Consider the following 19,538-nt stretch of genomic DNA (forward strand, 5'->3'; position numbering starts at 1 on the left):
TGAATGAACTGTGTTTTTCTAGAACTTTTTAATGTATTTATGCGTCGGTATTCTATAAATATGTTAAGATTACAGTTGGTTTACTTATTTAATATTTGGGTATGTTGTCTTTTCATGTCGTTTTGCTGAATATTGTTGATCAGTGAAATTAAGCTATCTAGAGACGGCTATTGTGTGTGACAGCGTTTGCAAATCAAACAGTTTCCCTGAATTGCTCAAAAGTGATCGGGTAGCAAGGGAAACCACTCAGATACCTATAAAAAGATAGGGTGCTACCGTAGCAAGCGTCTTTTACGGCAATTATTTAATAAGTGTTTTTCTAAGTGTTATGATAATGAAAATCTTGATTTTACGATGAATGGATGGGTATGATGTCCAATTTAATGAAAGGTACTGCGATATTAACAATGGGGATGTTTTTATCGAAGGTACTCGGATTAATTTATATTTTTCCGTTTTATGCAATTGTGGGTGAGGAGAATATTGCGCTCTATCAATATGCATACATTCCCTATTCGATTATGCTGGCCGTAGCCATCTCGGGTGCGCCAATTGCTGTATCCAAGTTTGTTTCTAAATACAATGCAGCAGGTGATTACCAGTCAGGTCGTAAGCTGATGAAATCAGGCATAATGATTATGCTGATTACTGGTATTGCTGCGTTTTTTGCTCTCTTTATACTAGCTAAGCCAATAGCGGGTCTTATTATTAAAAGTGATGAGCAGGCATTTACGATTGATCAAATTGCCTCAGTAATGCGCTGGGTTAGCTTTGCATTAATTATCGTGCCATTTATGAGTCTTTGGCGTGGGTTTTTCCAAGGTTATGACAAAATGGAGCCTACAGCAGTTTCGCAGTTAGTGGAGCAAATTGTTCGTATTGTTGTGTTGTTAGGTGGTTCATTCTTAGTTGTAGTAGTTTTCAATGGGCAACCAGAAACGGCGATCTCCTTCGCAGTATTTGCTGCATTTATCGGGGCAATTGGTGGGTTATTGACACTCTATTATTATTGGAAAAAATACCAACCTGAATTTGATTTACTACGCAGTCAAAGCGTTACGTCTAAGCAGCTACCAATGTCCGACATATATAAAGAAGTTATTACGTATTCGATTCCAATGGTGTTTGTAGGCGTTGCTAATCCGTTATTCCAATTAGTAGATATGCTAACATTTAACGGAGCTATGACATCAATCGGATTAGCGGGAGTAACAGATAGTTATTTATCAATGATTAACTTTACAACACATAAGGTTGTCATTATTCCGGTAATGCTAGCTACAGGTTTTTCGATGGCTCTTGTACCGACGATTACAAAATATTATACGCAAGGTGAATATTTATCACTACGAAATGCAATGGATAAGACCTATCAAATATTAATTTTTATTACATTGCCAGCGGTAGTCGGTATCTCGTTGTTATCAAATGAAATATACTTTATGCTCTATTCTGAAAGTGAGATGGGGGCTACGATTTTAGCCCATTACGCACCTGTAGCAATTTTATTTGCATTGTTCCAAGTAACAGCGGCTCTTTTACAGGGTATTGATTTCCAAAAATGGATTGTCTTAAGCTTATTATCTGGGATTTTAGTAAAGCTAGCCATTAACATTCCTTTAATTCGTTGGATGGAGGCGGATGGTGCGATTCTTGCTACAGCTATTGGCTATAGTGTATCAATTATCATTAATATACTTGTGCTACGACAAACACTAAACTACAGATCGGAAATGGTTTTACGTCGTGTGATGCTTATTTCTTGTTTGACTATGGCCATGGCGGTTAGTGTACTAATTGTTCATAAACTTTTAGAGTTATTGATGGGGCCAGTAGATGGTAAATTCTCCGCATTAGTGTATTCTGTTATTTGTGCTGGAGTAGGTGTAGCCGTATATGGCTATTTGTCTTTACGCTTAGGTTTAGCACAAAAACTACTCGGTGAACGATTGACAAGAATTACGAACAAACTGGGGTTGAAATAGGAGGTATTATGCGATTAGATAAATTACTGGCGAATATGGGCTATGGGTCACGCAAGGAAGTTAAGCAACTTCTAAAGCAAAAAGCAGTGACAGTGGATGGTGCATATGTGAAGGATGCAGCATTGCACGTTGACCCTGAAAAGCAAGATGTCTCCGTTTTTGAAGAACGTGTTATTTATACAGAATTTGTATACATTATGATGAATAAGCCTCCGGGAGTTATTTCTGCAACAGAAGATTTACGGGATGAAACCGTCATTGATTTGTTAGATCCTTTACTTCAACATTTCGAGCCGTTCCCGGTAGGTCGCTTAGATAAAGATACAGAGGGGCTATTGCTGTTAACAAATGATGGCATATTAGCACATAATTTATTGTCTCCAAAAAAGCATGTGCCAAAGGTCTATTATGCACAAATAGAAGGTATTGTCACGGATGAAGACTGTGAGAAATTTGCTCGAGGTGTTGAGCTAGACGATGGTTATGTAACAAAACCGGGAGAGCTCATCATATTAAAATCTGCTCAGCAATCAGAAATTGAGTTAATGATTCAAGAAGGTAAGTTTCATCAGGTGAAGCGTATGTTTGAGGCAGTAGGTAAACGTGTAACATATTTAAAGCGGCTGTCGATGGGGAACCTAAAGCTAGATGACAATCTAGAATTAGGTGAATATCGAGAGTTAACTGCTGAAGAGCTAGCCGGATTACAGAATAGGGATTAAAGAATACCTCGATGCTAAGGACAATTAGTATCGAGGTTTTTTTATATACATACTTATACCAGTGACTGTATAATATGATATAACTTTTAATGAATAGCTATTTAGTCTATGGTACTAAAAAATCTCTAAATCTTTCAGAAAAAAAGATGGTGAAATTAAGTAGAGGACAAATGAATGAAAAACCTGAGAATTAAACTATTCATATCTTTAATTGTCTTTGCTTTAGTACTGGTTGCTGTCATTTCTTATGTCAACAGGCAAATACTAATGGCAGGTATAGAAGAACAAGAAGCTTTGAATAGAGAGCTAATTGAAAATCATATTTTGACAGATATGCAAACTGTAGATAATGCCCATTATTATTTTGATAAGAATATCACTGATAAAATGGAAGAAGAACTTCGGAAGCTAATTACATATTATGGTGAAAATCCAGATATAGCGATGTGGGATTTGCAGAAGATTAAAAACGAACATGGTATGGATGTGTACATACTCGATCAATCAAATACTGTAATTTATACAACTTTTGAAAAAGATAAAGGATTAAATTTTTCAAAATGCTGCATACGTTTTTCTGCTTTACTAGATGAACGTCGAGCAAGCGGGGAATTCTACAGTGATGGCATAGATATTTCGACAACTACTGGGGGCTATCGAAAATTTAGCTATTTAGCGACACCTGATAACAAATATTTATTTGAGTTAGGTATAGACTTGCTTGATAATCCTGTGTTCCAAACTTTTAACTTTGAAAAGACTTCTGAATATTTAATTGATAAATATGCTGATTTGTTAGAGGTACAAACGATAAATGCGGGGGGAGTTTTCTTTGATTATTCTAAAGCCGGTAAAACAACTGTAAAAGATCAATCGAAAAAATTTCAAGAGCATTTTGAGCTAGCAAGAAAAACGATGCAGCCAACGGAATTTCAAGAGGAGTTTCAAAATGGCTATATTGAAAAGTATCGTTTTTTACCATATGAAGCAGAAACGGTTCAAGGGGAATCTTCTAAAAGGGTTGTGTTTGTGAAATATGGTAATTTCACAGAAAGAAAGGCGCTAGCTAAAAATACAAAGCAGTTTCAGATATTGCTTTGTATTGCCTTAGTAACTTCTTTCATAATGCTATTAGTCATCAATAAACTCCTTTCCAAAACGATTCATCTTGCAACATACGATCCGTTAACAAATGTCTATAATCGTGCTACCTATAGTAGAAAAATGGACAAGTTATTAAGGAAAAGGAAGATGAATCAACCTGGTTTATTGTTGCTAGATTTAGATAATTTTAAACAAGTAAATGATCGGTTTGGACATGGTGAAGGCGATAAAATCCTGATTGAAACAGCAAGAATTTTAAAACAAGAAGTGGAAAGTAATGGCTTTGTTGTAAGGTTTGGTGGGGATGAATTTGCAGTTGTTTTGTATGACGCGAAGGAAGAAGCTATACAGCAAATAGCGAATTCTATTTTGGAGAAAATTCGCCACTTGAAGTATGTAGATAAAGTCACTATTGAAAGATGGTCTGTACTTTCAGTCAGTATGGGCGGTGCCATTTGCATTCATCCGGATGAGTCAGAAAGAAGTTTATTTGAGCGTGCAGATAAGGCATTATATCAATCGAAAAATGCTGGTAAAGACCAATACTCCAGTTATGAAGAGGTTGCTGCTGATGAAGAAAGCTAAAACCACTTAAAATTTTTAAGGATAAATTGTAATATTGCTATCTCCATTCCTAATAGTGAGTCCAAGTAAGTTTTTCAAATGCTTGAGATTCGCTTATAGAAATGGAGTGATTTTTTATCTGAAATTAACGCCTTTAAAAGTCCTATTACTTACATTTTATTACTGTTGTGGCTTAAGTTTTGAGCTATAAAATACACAGCTGCATAAAACTATAACAGCGATGACTGCAAACAATGCATTCATATAATGTGATAATAGCCACCCACCGATAATTGGTCCAATAAAGCCTCCAAAATTTTTAAATTGTGCTGCACCTAAATAAGTTGCCTTTTGTGTATCAGGTGCAATTTCATCAATCATGATACTCATAGTTGGAAAGGCGAAAATTTCACCAATCGTAAAGAAAATCATAGCGATCATATACAGTGGATAATTATTTGAGAAGCCGAATAATAAAAGGCCAAATGCCAAGAACAAGATTCCTACTAATAGAGTAACTGACGATGAAAAGCGTTCAGAAAGAATACTAATCGGTAATTGTAGTAATAGTACAACTGCTGCATTTAGTGAGATTAAGAGAGAATAAAGCTTAGAACCTTCTTCAATTTTAAGCTCAATGATTTGTGGCAGTGTTGAATCAAATTGAGAGTAGCCAATATTTATTAAAATTGCACCAAAAATAAAACTTAGTAGTACACGATTTGTTAATAGTATTGTAAAGGTTTGCATTATTTTTGTTTGTGTTGAAGCTTTTTGTTGTTGCATTTCATAGCGATTCAAAATGAAAAATAAAAATACAGCATAAATAATATACATAGTTCCTGTCAGCATAAAAGGAATACTTGGACTGGATAATTGAGAAATATAAACACCGATAACGGGACCGATCACCGCAGCTATGTTAATCGCCGTATAGCGCAATGAAAACAACCTCTTTCGTTTGTCAGCGGGAGTAAAATCAATCATTAATGCCTGAGTGGAAGGTTCAAAGAAGGAACGACATAAGCCATTCAAGGCGTTTAATGCTACGAAGACCCAAACAGTCTGTGCAATTGCAAAGCCGAAGAACACGATACTCCAAACAATAATAGTAAGCAAAATGATCCTTTTCCTACCAAATCGGTCTGTTAAATAACCACCTATGAAACCTCCTACAGTGGAGATTAATGGTGCAATACCAATCGTCAAACCTATTTGTAAAGGCGAGGCTTCAATTTCATTATGTAGGTAAATTGCTAGAAAGGGCATCGCCATAAAACTTGCAATGCGTGTGAAAATAGTTCCGCCTAAAATAATCCAAACGAGTGGATGGAACAGTTTGGAAAGTTTCATAGAAAATCTCCCTTCCAAAATATAGAATGTTTCGATTTTAACGGATTGTTGAGCAATTGTAAATAGTCAAAAAAATCTATAGAGGTAACGCTGAAGAACAAAATGTTTATAAAAATGCATGTAATTCTTAGCAAATTGAGGGGAGAAATGAACTAGAATCCCCGTATAAGTGAAACGGATTAAAACGTGGGGGATTTCTGTTCCGAAGAGTTCTTTGTGAAAGCACAAAGCCGATTCCGGACGCAATTAGGCATAATTGATGAATAGATGAGGGCATCAACAATTACAAGACAACAAAAAAAGAATGACCACGACGAAAGGTCATTCTTTTCCAATACAAAATGCTTTACGTGTTAAACGTAAAAACTAAGACGTCAATTTTACTTTTTTCTTCGTCGTTGTCCATTTGCCTCGACTTGGACTCATCACCAAATCGTTAAAGGCTAACACGTTCAAATCTCTTTGAACGGTGCGAGGAGTGATACTAAACTCTTCGACTAAATCCTGTGTAGACACGGTTCCTTTGTCTAAAATAAACATGTACACGTCTTTAATACGATTAAGCATTCGATCAGTAGTTGGTTTCATAAATGAACCACTCCTTCATCTTTTTTCTCTTGGCAAAGACTAGCGGACGACAATATGTGCGGAGTGCACTTAGGCTAATAAGTAGCTGCCTTAGACATCCCCTTTTCTAATTTTATATTCAGAACAATTTTTCTGATAACTTTATTATATAGAAAAACTAGTTGATTTTCTAGTGAATGCAAGGGAAATTTACAATTTAAATAAAAAATTTATACTGTATTTTGTGGGAAAAAGTGAAGAACATGCTATATATGGTAGTGTTGGAGGTGAATTGTAAAAAAAGTTGTCAGAAAGATGATTGTAATTTATGGTGTAAAGAGTAGAATAATGTTATTACATTGGAGGAGGTACATCGTATGGATTGGTTACAAGCTGCAAAAGAAAGGCAAGATGAATTAATACAAGATTTACAGGAGCTTGTGCAAATTAATAGTGTACTCGATGAGAATACGATCACTACTGAAGTACCTTTCGGTGATGGTCCCTTAAAGGCTCTTGAATGGTTATTAGCAAAGGGCCAAGCTGAAGGACTGCAAACGAAAAATATTGATAATTATGCAGGGCACATACAGATGGGTGAAGGTGAAGATTTATTAGGTATTTTATGTCATGTTGATGTAGTACCTGTTGGTGATGAAGGAAATTGGACATACCCACCATTTAGTGGCACTGTTGCAGATGGTAAGCTATTCGCCCGTGGTGCAATAGATGATAAGGGACCAACTATTGCAGCATGGATGGCCATGAAACTTGTTAAAGATGCAGGCATTCAGCTTGATAAAAGAGTACGAATGATTATTGGTACAGATGAAGAAACAGGCTTCCGCTGTGTCGACCACTATTTTAAACACGAGGAAATGCCGACTATTGGATTTGCGCCAGATGCGGATTTCCCGCTCATCAATGCAGAAAAAGGCATTGCAGAGCTAGTGTTCTCTCAAAATAAAACTGGTGATGCAACGAAAGAACAGCTATTACTATTTAATGCTGGAAAGCGACCAAATATGGTACCTGATTTTGCAGAAGCGACAGTGCAATTTGTTTCTCCGCAATTCGAACAGAATTTTCACACATTTTTAAGCAAAAATCAGCTAGAAGGCTCTTTATTAATCGAGGGTTCTCACTATATAATAACTATCAAAGGTAAAGCAGCCCATGCTATGGAGCCAGAAAAAGGGATCAATGCAGCTGTTTATCTTGCAGCATTTTTACAGCATGAGTTGACGACAGAGGCAAGTAAGCAATTTGTCGACTTTACCGCAGATGTTTTTTATCAAGATCATTATGGCAACAAGCTTGAACTACAATTTGAGGACGAAATGTCTGGTAAAACTACATTAAATCCAGGAATTGTGAGCTTTGATGTAGCTAAAGGTGGCAGTATGGTGATTAGTATGCGTTATTCAGTCACTTATCCGTTTGATGAAAAAATTACCGAAGCACAACGTATAGCGGTGGCTAAAGGATTTTCATTGGATGTTCAAGATGACTCAAAGCCGCATTATGTAAGTGAGGATGATGCATTGATTCAGACTTTAGCTGATATCTATAGACGTCAAACAGGAGATTATGAAACGCCTTTACTTTCTACAGGTGGTGGTACGTATGCGCGTGTCATGAAAAAAGGTGTGGCATTCGGTATGCTGTTCCCAGGCGAACCTGACGTAGCGCATCGTGCAGATGAGTTTGTTGTCATTGAAAATCTTATAAAAGCAACAGCTATTTACGCTGAAGCAATTGTTGAACTTGCAGGAAACAAATAATTTAGATATGAAAAGGATGAGCGAAACATGGCATATTCATTATGGAATGATCAAATCGTTGAAGAAGGATCTATTGCAGTATCCCCAGAAGACAGAGGTTACCAATTTGGTGACGGCATTTATGAAGTAATTAAAGTTTATAACGGAAACATGTTCACAGCACAAGAACACATTGATCGTTTCTATGCGAGTGCCGAAAAAATTCGTCTTGTCATTCCTTATACTAAAGACGTATTACACAAATTATTACATGAACTTATTGAGACAAATAATTTAGAAACTGGACATGTTTACTTCCAAATTACACGTGGTACAACTTCTCGTAATCATATTTTCCCAGATGCAAGTGTTCCAGCTGTATTAACAGGGAATGTTAAAGTTGGCGAGCGTTCATATGAAAATTTTGAAAAAGGTGTTAAGGCTACTTTTGTAGAGGATATCCGTTGGTTACGTTGTGATATTAAATCCTTAAATTTACTAGGTGCTGTACTGGCAAAGCAAGAAGCTTCTGAAAAAGGTTGCTATGAGGCTATTTTACATCGTGGAGACATCGTAACAGAATGTTCATCGGCGAATGTTTATGGCATTAAAGATGGTCAGCTTTATACACACCCTGCAAATAACTTCATTTTAAACGGTATTACACGCCAAGTTATTTTAAAATGTGCTGCGGAGATTAACCTAACTGTTATTGAAGAACCGATGACAAAGGCTGATTTATTAACGATGGATGAGATAATTGTATCATCAGTATCTTCTGAAGTAACACCGGTGATCGATGTTGATGGTAACAAAATTGGTGCTGGAGTTCCAGGTGAATGGACTCGAAAATTACAGCAAGCATTTGAGGCGAAATTACCGCTTTCCATTAATGCTAAATAAGTTACGCATTCAAGAGAGCTACCCTAACTTGGTTTTATCCCAAGCTACTAGGGTAGTTCTCTTTTTCTATAGAACAAATTATGGATGTTTTCTTTTGGAACGTCATGTAAAATAAACAAGATGATGATTTACCTACATAGCCTGAAGTTTACATATTTAAAATCAAAGAACAAATGACGATGTAATGAATGCAAATAGCTATTGATCATGTTTTGAGTAAACTCAAAAACATAGTCAGGGAGTTTAGATATTAGGGCGAGTAAGATTGGAGTGACCTTAAAATGGCACAATTAGTGAAATTACAAGATTATATCTCACGCTATCAAATTGATTTAGCGAGATATCCAACACAATTTGTACGCTTAAAGAATAGTCAATGGGAACGTGTTAAGCGACAGTGGGAGTTAGGAGAAGAAATTAGTGAGTGGCAACATGACAACGATTCTGAAAATGATTCTTTTGAAGAGAAAGAGCGATTTTCTTTATTGAAAAAATGGTTTGCGGGACGCCAAAAGGCAGACAGTAGGGACGTTGAACAGGTAGAAATAACGAATGAACTGGTGAGTGATGAAGATAGCATACCAGAAGAAGAAACGACTTTAACATTTGAACCGAAAATTGTTTATGCGCCGCAATCTATCCATGAATTAAAGCGAATGTTTATCGATCAATTTTTCCATTTTCAGATGAAATGGGCAAGTTCAACACTACGTGAAAAGTCGTATGTAGATCCTCGTTTTATGCGTGATTCCTTGTTGCGAGATTTGTTGCAAAAATTACCAGATAATTATCTGCTTTTTTATTACCCTATTTTACAAATCAGAAAAGCACCCATAGAGCTTGATGTCGTACTAATGTCACCAACAGAATGTATTTGCATTACAGTGCTAGATACGGAAAACCAAGCAGTTTATGTGGGTGGCAGTGAACGATTCTGGATAAAAAAAGTAGGAACGAAAGATTCAAAAGTCCTTAATCCATTGATAAATTTAAATCGTATGGAATCTGTATTAACTCAATTATTTAAGCAGGGCAATATAGATATGCCAATTCGTAAAGTTGTTTTAACACGTAATGGCTACTTCGATTATCCAGGTTCATCCTTTGGCATTCAGTTTATTGATCGTCGAAATTACGGAGAATGGATGGAACAATTAAAGAAAGTGTCTTCCCCGATGAAGCATATGCAAATTCGAGCTGCCCAAACGATTTTAAACAATGTACAAACAACATCCTTTAACCGGGATATTTGGAAGAAATCTTCTCAATCAGCTGAGGATTAATGAATGCAAGTATTATTTATTGTAAATGAAGCAGCTGGGAATGGAAAAGGTAAGAAAGTTTGGTGCCATCTTCAACGCTATTTAACAATTGATTATCAAGTTGCTTTTACAGAATATGAAGGACATGGACAGGAACTTGCGAAAAAATGTGCGGAAGATACACGTACAAAAAAACTAATTGTTGTAGTTGGCGGTGACGGCACAATACATGAGGTAGTGAGTGGTGTTTTACATAATGAGTTTATAGTTATTGGTGTAGTACGTGCTGGCTCTGGAAATGATTTTGCACGATACTTTACTACTTTTAAAAATGTAAAACAAATCGAAACCTATTTGCAGACGGAGATTGCCAATAAAACGATGGATGTCGGAATTATTCACCTTGGAGCACTCCAACACGAGATATTTGTTAATAATGCAGGTGTGGGCTTTGACGCATTTGTTACAAAGCACATTAATAAATCTCATTTAAAGCTTTATCTCAATAAAATTGGGCTCGGCAAGTTATCCTATGCTGTGGCTGTTGTAAGAGGACTATTTAGCTTTGAACGTTTTGATGTAATCATTCAAGCAAACGAGCAAGAGTGGCAATTTCAGCAGGCATGGTTTGTTGCGATGAGCAATCATCCTTATTTCGGAGGAGGCATGAAAATTTCGCCTTCCTCTAAACCTAATGATGGACAAATCGAAATAATAATCGTTCACAGTATTTCACGTCTCAAATTACTACTGGTATTTGTCACTGTGTTTTTTGGAAAACATACAAAATTTAAAGAAATTTCTTTTTTGCAAGGCAATCAATTTGATATTTTTGTGCATGCAAATGACGTAGATTGTCATACAGATGGTAACTATATTGGGGAAATTAGACAAGGTACGAGGATTCACTGTACAGTCCAACGTGATGCGTGGCAGTTTATATCAAAGAACTATTAGAAAATATCATTTCGCAATAATTTCATGCGAATTTGATAGTTATAAGTTATACTATAACAAATCAATAATTTCACGAGAAAGAAATGAGGAAAAAAATTGAGATTAAGAAATAAGCCTTGGGCGGAGGAAATGATTACGAATCATTCAGAGGTGATCATTCCGAATCCTGAAGACTTTAAAGGGAATTGGCAGGCTGTTTTCGGAAATGACAACCCACTACATATTGAAGTAGGTACTGGGAAAGGGCAATTTGTCACGGGTATGGCCTTACAAAATCCAGATATAAATTATATTGGCATTGAGCTTTATGACAGTGTAATCGTTTGTGCATTGGAAAAAATTTTAGAGGCTAAATCTCCAGCGAATTTACGATTATTTAAAGTAAATGGCGCAGATTTATATAAATATTTTGGTAAAAATGATGTAGACCGTGTGTATCTGAATTTCTCAGATCCTTGGCCGAAAACGCGCCATGCTAAGCGACGTTTAACGCACGGGGATTTTTTGAAATTATATGAGTCGATTTTAGTGGATAATGGGGAAATCCATTTTAAAACGGACAACCGTGGTTTGTTTGAGTATTCGTTAATTAGTGTGTCTGAATACGGTATGTTACTAAAGTATGTATCACTCGACTTACATGCGAATATGCCTGAGGATAATGTGATGACTGAATATGAGCAGAAATTTTCTGCGAAAGGACAGCCAATTTATCGTCTAGAATCACAATTCATTACTAAATAGGGGGAGTATGGATGGATCAGTTACAGTTTCACAACATGTCATTATCATGGCTAAACGGGGGTGTCACTTGCCTTGATGGCGGTGCTATGTTTGGAGTTGTGCCCAAACCACTTTGGTCACGCAAGTATCCGGTAAACGAAAAAAATCAAATCGAGTTACCGACTGAGCCAATTTTAGTTCAATATGAAGGTAAAAACTATATTATTGATACGGGTGTTGGCTTTAACAAATTAAATGAAAAACAGCTACGTAACTTTGGTGTTACTGAAGAATCAACATTAGCGGCTAGCTTACAGGAGTTAGGATTAACTACAGCTGATATTGATGTCGTGTTAATGACGCATTTACATTTCGATCACGCTGGTGGTTTAACGCAATGGGAAGGCGAAGTACTTGTACCAACATTCCCGAATGCAAAAATCTATGTGACGAAAATTGAGTGGGACGAGATGCGTGAGCCAAATATTCGCTCAAAAAATACGTATTGGAAAGAAAACTGGGAGCCAGTTCAGCATTTAGTTGAAACGTATGAAGGTACGTTAGAGATAGTGCCTGGTATTGAAATGATTCATACTGGTGGTCATAGTGATGGACATGCCGTTATAAAATTAACACAAAACGGCGAAGTATTATTGCATATGGCGGATATTATGCCGACACATGCGCATCAAAATCCATTATGGGTATTAGCGTATGATGATTATCCAATGGCGAGTGTCTTTGCAAAAGAACGTATTATGAAAGAAGCGCTTGCGAATGGTTATGGCTTTATCTTTTATCATGATGCCTATTATCGCATGATTAAATGGGATGAAACAGGTAAAGAAATTGTAGCTAAACTAGAACGTAGCAGACAAGCTGTTATTACATTCTAATTAATAGAACGTGTGAACCTTTGTGTTCGCACGTTTTTTTCATAGTGTTGAAAACTATTGTGTCAATAAAATTAAGGTAATTAAAAAAAGTATCGCTCTTTGGCAAAACTAGGGTTTGATTTCCGTTCCGACTGGGCGCTTTGTTGCTGCCGCTTCGCTTTCGCACAGATAAAACATTTGCCGCTGACGCTACGCTTTCGCGCAGATAAAACATTTGTTGTTGCTGCCGCTTCGCTTTCGCGCAGATAAAACATTTGTTGTTGCTGTCGTTGCACTTTCGCACAGATAAAACATTTGCCGCTGACGCTTCGCTTTCGCGCAGATAAAACATTTATTGTTGCTGCCGCTACGTTAGCACTACGCTTTCGCACAGAGCAAAGCTTCCTGGGGGCGTCCGATGAGCCGCTTGGGGCAACAGGATGTTGGTCACGAAGGCGTTATCACAGGACGTGATGGTTTTAGCCTTCGTTCCTCTACCGCTAATCCCCGAGGAGTCGCCCAGTCTCCACTCCAATCAAACGCTTCACATAGTATGTATCTCTGGTATGTCACTCTAATTTATAGTGATAAATCGGAACTTCACTTATTGTTTTATGTAAACGTAAGCTATGTGATATAAATTATTGTAGTTGTATAGTAGGAACAGTAATCAACTTAACGTTATGAAGATATGCTTAATTGTCTATACCCCATTTTTTTGACACTTTTTTCGTGAACATTTTGGAAAATATGATACACTAAAAGCTATACTAAAACACAAAAGAGAGTTGAAATTACATGACAACTGAACAACCATTTTTACCAGTATTATTAGGATCAGATATGAATGCATATGGTATGGCACGTGCATTTTACGAGGCATATGGTATTAAACCACTTGTATTAGGGCGTTCACATTTAACGGCAACGCAAGACAGCCATATTATAAATTTCCAAGCAATTGACCGCTTAAATGAACAGGATGTGTTTGCACCTGCACTTGCAGAAGTCGCGAAAAAATATTCTAATAAAAAACTACTGTTGTTAGCTTGTGGTGATGACTATGCAAAACTTATTATCAAAAATAAGCCGGCATTGCAGGAGCATTTTACAGTACCCTATATCGATGAATCATTAATGGATGAAATTTTATTAAAAGAAAATTTCTATAAAATGTGTGATAAGTACAATTTTAAGTATCCAGGTACGACGACAGTGACAGCTGACAATTACGAAAACTTTACACCGCCGTTTGATTACCCAATTATTTTAAAGGCATCGAACTCAGTGGAATACTGGGCATGTAAATTCCCAGGTAAGAAAAAAGTATTCGTTGCTCATGACGAAGCGGAAAAAACAGCCATTTTAAAAGCAATCTATAGCTCAACCTATCAGGATACAATGATTATTCAAGAATTCATCCCAGGTGATGATTCATATATGCGTGTATTAAATGCCTATGTCGGGAAAGACGGCAAAGTGAAGCTAATGTGTCTAGGAAACCCAATCTTAGAAGAGCATTCACCTGAGGGTATTGGTAGTTATGCAGCGATCGTTACAACATACGATAAAGAATTATTGGATCAAGTACGTTCCTTTTTAGAAAATATCGGTTACACAGGTTTTGCTAACTTTGATATGAAATACGATATGCGTGACAAACAGTATAAGTTGTTTGAAATTAACCTACGTAATGGTCGCTCGAGCTATTATGTAACAGCAAGTGGTCATAATTTAATGAAGTATGTAGCCGATGACCATATGTTAAATATTGAACAGGATGTAACGTATGTTCAAGATAAGCATTTATGGATGATCATTCCTAAGGGCGTATTATTCAAATATGCCTCAAATGAAAAGCTTAAATTAGAAGCGAAAAAATTAATTCGTGAAGGGAAATATACAAACTCTCTTTACTATAATCAAGATATGAATGCAAAACGTTGGGTGAAGCTAACGTTAAATAATTTAAATTATTATCGAAAATATAAAAAATACTTCAACAATAAAGGATTGTCTGAGTAAAACAAAGAGGCTGGGACAAAAAGAAAAAATGTTAGACCGATTGCATTTCGGTCTAACATTTTTTGATTTAGGAAGGAACACTCTACTCATTGAAGCGAAAAAGTTATTATCTGTTTTCGCTATTTTTCAAAATAATCGAGTTCTGTCCCAGCCTCTTTTGTAGGCTTCTATAATTTTTGATCGCGTATGGCAGAGTAAGATTACACTTCTGTTAGCTCGACAACTACACCTGAGCGGGCGTCAGCAGCGAATTCAAAGGTTTGCATTTCGCCCTCATGCATACGTGAGATACCTCCACGGTATACTGGAATTGTCATAATGCCGTTTGTGAAATTGTCAGTTTTCATAAAAATCCAAGAACCATCAATCGGCGAATCCTTTTTAAATTCTTTTTTTATGTTTTCGAGTACTTGTCCAGCAGGTACATACGGAGAAACCTTTTCACTTGCTTCTTTAACAATGACTGCGGCAGCTAGGCCAGTTGCGACACCAATTAAAAAATCACGTAATTTCATGCTTTTTTCCTCCTTTTTCTATAGGTTCATTTTAACATAGCATACGGAGTGAATGCACGTTCACACATGAGCGCTTTTAGGAAATGTATCAATATTTCGAATTCAGAAATAAATGTGTTACAATAGCAAGGTGTTACAATAGCAAGGAAGAATATTCTACTTCGTGGGGAGAGAGTCATCATGAATGAGGAAACATTACAATTATTTAAAACGTTAACGGAATTACCAGGCGCTCCGGGTAATGAACATGCTGTACGTGCGTTCATGCGTTCTGAGTTGGAAAAGTACTCGGATGAAATCGTTCAGGATAATTTAGGAGGAATTTTCGGTGTAAAGCATAGTGATGTTGCTGATGCACCAAAAATATTGGTTGCAGGTCATATGGATGAAGTGGCATTTATGGTTACTTCTATTACCGACAACGGGATGCTCCGCTTTCAAACATTAGGTGGCTGGTGGAATCAGGTTATGCTAGCGCAACGTGTTGAAGTATTTACTAAAAATGGTGCGATTCCTGGTGTGATTTCATCAATACCTCCACATTTACTAACAGATGCTGAACGTTCTAAACCGATGGATATTAAAAATATGCTAATAGATGTTGGTGCAGACAATAAAGAGGATGCTATTGCACTTGGCGTTCGTCCGGGTCAATCAATTATCCCTGTCTGCCCATTTACACCAATGGCTAATCCGAAGAAAATTATGGCGAAAGCTTGGGATAACCGCTATGGCTGTGGATTGGCAATTGAATTGATGAAAGAAGTAAAGGATGAAAAGCTAGCCTCGCATTTATATTCAGGCGCGAATGTAATGGAAGAAGTTGGTCTGCGTGGTGCTCAAGTATCCGCAAATATGATTAAACCAGATTTATTTTTTGCTCTAGATGCTTCACCTGCAAATGATATGTCAGGAGAAAAAAATCAATTTGGTCAACTTGGAAAAGGTGCTTTATTGCGTATTTTGGACCGTACAATGGTCACACATCGAGGCATGCGTGAGTTCATTTTAGATACGGCTGAAACAAATCATATACCTTATCAATATTTTGTATCACAAGGTGGAACTGATGCAGGGCGTGTACACACAGCAAATGATGGTGTCCCAAGTGCAGTAATCGGTATTTGCTCACGCTATATTCATACGGCTGCATCAATTATTCATATTGATGACTATGCAGCTGCAAAAGCTTTAATTGTGGAACTAGTGAAAAAAGCAGATCGTTCGACATTAGAGACGATTCGCGCTAATGTGTAAAGTAACATCCGCCGGAGGTGCCTTTAGGGGCATCTTTTTCTATGAAAAGAAAGAGGGATTGGAAAAATGAAGATAGCTATTGGGACAACAAACAAAGCAAAAACAGAGGCAGTTGAAGTTATAGCTAGAAAATATTTTGATAAACCGATTTTTACTTATGTTAAGGCTGCTTCACAAGTATCTGAACAACCGATGACTCATGAAGAAACACGAATGGGAGCCATAAACCGTTCGAAAAATGCAATGAATGAGACGGGGGCTCAATTATCGTTTGGACTAGAGGGTGGAGTAACGGAAATTGGTGGTGTTATGTACGTATGTAACTGGGGAGCTCTTACAGTAACAAATGGCACAACTTATACAGCTGCTGGCGCACAAATTATATTACCAGAAGAAATTGCCCAGGAAATAAGAGCCGGGAAGGAACTTGGGCCAGTGATGGAGCAATATACACAACGTCTAGATATTCGACAAGGTGCGGGAGCTGTAGGTATTTTTACGCAAGGGTTAGTAAGTCGTCAGATGATGTTTGAGCATATTGTCTCGCTTCTTGTTGGTCAATATTTATTCACATTAGCACATGAGTAATGTTTTTGAATTAGTGATATTGGAACAGTGAAGTTGCAACTTTACATAAATTTTTTTAAAATAAATAAAAGTTAGCAATGAAAGGAAGAGAAATATGTCTCATACATGGCTACGAGCGGTAGGCTTAATGCTTTTACTGTTGGGACTTACTGGCTGTAATCAATCTGTTGATGAACAAATTAAAAATGGACTTCAAACAACAGACACTGTCTTTGCAGGAGAGCCAGAGAAGCACACAGATAGTATTGGGGATGTAGAATTATACTTACCTTCCAACTTTAAAGTTGAAGATAGTTCAGATGCATATAATATATTGGTAACTAAAGGAAAAGAGAGTTATGTTCTTTTCATCAATGATCGCGAAGATGCAGATAGTAAACTCTATTACAATTTATTAAAAGAGGATAGTTCAAAAAAGATAATTGAAGAAAATACGTATGAGAAGGATGGTATTTTCGGCTTTTCAGCTGTTTCAAAAACTGACAATGAAGACGAATATGAGCTTATTGTCAGTAGCGGTGGCGTAAAAATGACGACCATTTCTCCGGTAAAACATATTGAAGATAATTTACATGAGATGACGAAAATCGTTCATTCGGTTAAGATTAAGTAATTGGATAGTTTTGAACAGAACGGTTCACAAACATGTGAGCCGTTTTCTCTCATTCAGCATTTATTAGTCTACGAAAGATTTCGCCTTCTATAGTTGATGAGTTGAATGAGGGTGTAGATTCCTGAAGTAGAGGAACTCAGTCTAAGTACGCACGTCCTGTAGCAAATTATCTGCGCGAAAGTGTAGTACTAACGAAGCGACAGTTTCAATTACGCCGAGGCAATATTGATTTTAAAGAAAGGATGTGAGCTAGGTGAAACAAATTAAATCAGAACAACTTGTGTCCCTATTAAAGCAACAATTAAATGAGGAAACGTTTGATTTTGAATTTGACAAAAAGTACGATAAATTACGTTTAAATCATAAAAAGATTGGTAAAGGGATGGAGCTATCTCTACCAGGTATTTTAGCAAAATATAATGACAAGCAAGGGGCTGCAATCGATGAAGTTGTTTATACAATCGAGCAAACCTTTAATGCTATGGAGCAAGAGATGGAACAAGGATTTCAAGCTACTTCGCAAATTTATCCCGTTATTCGCGCAACATCCTACCCTCAAGCCTCGAAGGAGGGGCATGCATTCATCACGACTGAACATACAGCTGAAACACGTATTTTTTATGCGCTTGATTTAGGAAAAACCTATCGTTTTATTGATGAATCCATGTTAGAGGTACTACAATTAACAGTAGAGCAAATTCGTGAAATGGCACGATTTTCTGTAAAGCAACTACCAACAATTTATAAGAAAGATGAAGTTGCAGGGAATATTTTTTATTTTGTTAATGCTAATGATGGCTACGATGCAAGTCGCATTTTAAATGAAAACTTTTTGAAAGACATGCAGACTAAAATTGAGGGCGATATGACGTTATCTGTGCCACATCAGGACGTATTAATAGTAGGTGATATTCGGAATGAAACAGGGTATGATGTATTAGCACAGATGACGATGCATTTCTTCGCTGTCGGTACCGTACCGATTACGTCATTATCTTTTATTTATGAAGATGGGGAGTTAGAACCAATCTTTATATTAGCAAAAAACAGAGTTAAAAAGGAGCAAGAGAAACAATGAATGTATTTTACAACAAAGAGCATGTAGGAGATGTATTGCTAGTACAATTAGCAACAGAATCAATCGTGAAAACAGAGGTAGAACGTGCAGGCGATATCGCTATTTTAAAGGAAGCACAGACAGGAGAAATAAAAGCATTTAATTTATTTAATGCCAGCAGCTATATACAAACTGATGCTAAAGGTTTAGTTGAAGTTACTCCAGAATTAGTTGCACAGCTAGAGGCAGCTATTGCAAAAAATGGCGCTGAAATTAGTCTTGATGTAGATTTTTCTCCAAAATTTGTTGTGGGTTATGTAGAAACTAAGGACAAGCATCCAAATGCTGATAAACTAAGCATTTGTTCTGTAAACGTTGGTGAGGAGACATTACAAATTGTATGTGGTGCGCCTAATGTTGAAGCAGGTCAAAAAGTTGTCGTGGCAAAAATCGGTGCAGTGATGCCTTCGGGTATGCTTATTAAAGAAGGTAATTTACGAGGTGTTGATTCATACGGTATGTTATGTTCAGCACGTGAATTAGCAATACCAAATGCACCTTCTGAAAAAGGAATTTTAGTATTACCAGAAGATGAAGTAATTGGTAGTGCGTTTGAAACGCCAACTAGATAAAATATAATTAAAATCGTTATGCTACTAATATGCTAGTAACATAACGATTTTTTTGTCTAGAATGAGCCTCTAT

Annotated in this window: 19 protein-coding genes; 15 read left to right on the forward strand and 4 right to left on the reverse strand. The window is 36.7% G+C overall.

What is annotated here, in order from left to right; all coding sequences use genetic code 11:
* Positions 1–371: 371 nt before the first annotated feature.
* The 3 genes from ACB089_RS05455 to ACB089_RS05465 all read left to right on the forward strand — a co-directional run bounded on the left by ACB089_RS05455 (position 372) and on the right by ACB089_RS05465 (position 4,396).
* The gene (locus ACB089_RS05455; protein ID WP_374965584.1) at positions 372–1,985 is read left to right on the forward strand and encodes an oligosaccharide flippase family protein; all 1,614 of its coding nucleotides are present in this window, start codon (positions 372–374) and stop codon (positions 1,983–1,985) included.
* Positions 1,986–1,993: 8 nt separating this feature from the next.
* The gene (locus ACB089_RS05460; protein WP_374965585.1) at positions 1,994–2,707 is read left to right on the forward strand and encodes a pseudouridine synthase; all 714 of its coding nucleotides are present in this window, start codon (positions 1,994–1,996) and stop codon (positions 2,705–2,707) included.
* A 174-nt stretch (positions 2,708–2,881) separates the two neighbouring features.
* Entirely contained in the window at positions 2,882–4,396 is a 1,515-nt protein-coding gene (locus ACB089_RS05465; RefSeq protein WP_374965586.1) for a GGDEF domain-containing protein, read from the forward strand.
* 159 nt (positions 4,397–4,555) lie between these two features.
* On the opposite strand, the gene ACB089_RS05470 is transcribed toward ACB089_RS05465, so the two are convergent.
* Both ACB089_RS05470 and ACB089_RS05475 read right to left on the reverse strand, forming a co-directional pair.
* The gene (locus tag ACB089_RS05470) at positions 4,556–5,728 is read right to left on the reverse strand and encodes an MDR family MFS transporter (protein ID WP_374965587.1); all 1,173 of its coding nucleotides are present in this window, start codon (positions 5,726–5,728) and stop codon (positions 4,556–4,558) included.
* Positions 5,729–6,094: 366 nt separating this feature from the next.
* Positions 6,095–6,316, reverse strand: coding sequence for a DeoR family transcriptional regulator (locus tag ACB089_RS05475; RefSeq protein ID WP_049667439.1), 222 nt, complete (start codon positions 6,314–6,316; stop codon positions 6,095–6,097).
* A 356-nt stretch (positions 6,317–6,672) separates the two neighbouring features.
* On the opposite strand from ACB089_RS05475, the gene pepV reads away from it, so the two are divergent.
* The 6 genes from pepV (at position 6,673) to ACB089_RS05505 (ending at position 12,799) form a co-directional block, all read left to right on the forward strand.
* Positions 6,673–8,079, forward strand: a complete 1,407-nt coding sequence (pepV, locus tag ACB089_RS05480) for a dipeptidase PepV (protein WP_374965588.1) — start codon at positions 6,673–6,675, stop codon at positions 8,077–8,079.
* Positions 8,080–8,106: 27 nt separating this feature from the next.
* A complete protein-coding gene (gene dat / locus ACB089_RS05485; RefSeq protein ID WP_374965589.1) occupies positions 8,107–8,961 on the forward strand; it encodes a D-amino-acid transaminase in 855 nt (284 codons plus the stop codon).
* A 281-nt stretch (positions 8,962–9,242) separates the two neighbouring features.
* Positions 9,243–10,244, forward strand: coding sequence for a nuclease-related domain-containing protein (locus ACB089_RS05490; RefSeq protein WP_374965590.1), 1,002 nt, complete (start codon positions 9,243–9,245; stop codon positions 10,242–10,244).
* Between the two features lie 3 nt (positions 10,245–10,247).
* Positions 10,248–11,180, forward strand: coding sequence for a diacylglycerol/lipid kinase family protein (locus ACB089_RS05495; protein WP_374965591.1), 933 nt, complete (start codon positions 10,248–10,250; stop codon positions 11,178–11,180).
* A gap of 96 nt (positions 11,181–11,276) precedes the next feature.
* Positions 11,277–11,924, forward strand: a complete 648-nt coding sequence (trmB, locus tag ACB089_RS05500; RefSeq protein WP_374965592.1) for a tRNA (guanosine(46)-N7)-methyltransferase TrmB — start codon at positions 11,277–11,279, stop codon at positions 11,922–11,924.
* A gap of 11 nt (positions 11,925–11,935) precedes the next feature.
* A complete protein-coding gene (locus ACB089_RS05505; RefSeq protein WP_374965593.1) occupies positions 11,936–12,799 on the forward strand; it encodes an MBL fold metallo-hydrolase in 864 nt (287 codons plus the stop codon).
* 80 nt (positions 12,800–12,879) lie between these two features.
* Here ACB089_RS05505 and ACB089_RS05510 read toward each other — a convergent pair whose 3' ends face one another.
* Positions 12,880–13,170: a hypothetical protein gene (locus ACB089_RS05510; protein WP_374965594.1), complete on the reverse strand. Its 291-nt coding sequence runs from the start codon at positions 13,168–13,170 to the stop codon at positions 12,880–12,882.
* 406 nt (positions 13,171–13,576) lie between these two features.
* Here ACB089_RS05510 and ACB089_RS05515 point away from each other — a divergent pair, with 406 nt between their 5' ends.
* A complete protein-coding gene (locus ACB089_RS05515) occupies positions 13,577–14,803 on the forward strand; it encodes an ATP-grasp domain-containing protein (RefSeq protein WP_374965595.1) in 1,227 nt (408 codons plus the stop codon).
* Positions 14,804–15,003: 200 nt separating this feature from the next.
* Here the strand turns inward: ACB089_RS05515 and ACB089_RS05520 are convergent, their stop codons facing one another.
* Positions 15,004–15,318: a peptidase M4 gene (locus tag ACB089_RS05520; protein ID WP_053592328.1), complete on the reverse strand. Its 315-nt coding sequence runs from the start codon at positions 15,316–15,318 to the stop codon at positions 15,004–15,006.
* A gap of 180 nt (positions 15,319–15,498) precedes the next feature.
* On the opposite strand from ACB089_RS05520, the gene ACB089_RS05525 reads away from it, so the two are divergent.
* The 5 genes from ACB089_RS05525 to ytpR all read left to right on the forward strand — a co-directional run bounded on the left by ACB089_RS05525 (position 15,499) and on the right by ytpR (position 19,465).
* A complete protein-coding gene (locus tag ACB089_RS05525; protein WP_068984025.1) occupies positions 15,499–16,575 on the forward strand; it encodes a M42 family metallopeptidase in 1,077 nt (358 codons plus the stop codon).
* 66 nt (positions 16,576–16,641) lie between these two features.
* On the forward strand, positions 16,642–17,163 hold the full coding sequence (locus ACB089_RS05530; protein WP_374965596.1) for a DUF84 family protein: 522 nt from the start codon (positions 16,642–16,644) through the stop codon (positions 17,161–17,163).
* Positions 17,164–17,257: 94 nt separating this feature from the next.
* Positions 17,258–17,776, forward strand: coding sequence for a hypothetical protein (locus ACB089_RS05535; protein WP_374965597.1), 519 nt, complete (start codon positions 17,258–17,260; stop codon positions 17,774–17,776).
* A gap of 253 nt (positions 17,777–18,029) precedes the next feature.
* Entirely contained in the window at positions 18,030–18,854 is an 825-nt protein-coding gene (locus tag ACB089_RS05540) for a DUF1444 domain-containing protein (RefSeq protein WP_374965598.1), read from the forward strand.
* Positions 18,851–19,465, forward strand: a complete 615-nt coding sequence (gene ytpR, locus ACB089_RS05545; protein ID WP_368638215.1) for a YtpR family tRNA-binding protein — start codon at positions 18,851–18,853, stop codon at positions 19,463–19,465. Before ACB089_RS05540 ends, ytpR begins: the two co-directional genes overlap by 4 nt.
* Positions 19,466–19,538 lie beyond the last annotated feature (73 nt).

This window comes from Lysinibacillus sp. RS10 (assembly GCF_041956855.1).
Taxonomy (GTDB): Bacteria; Bacillota; Bacilli; order Bacillales_A; family Planococcaceae; genus Lysinibacillus; species Lysinibacillus xylanilyticus_A.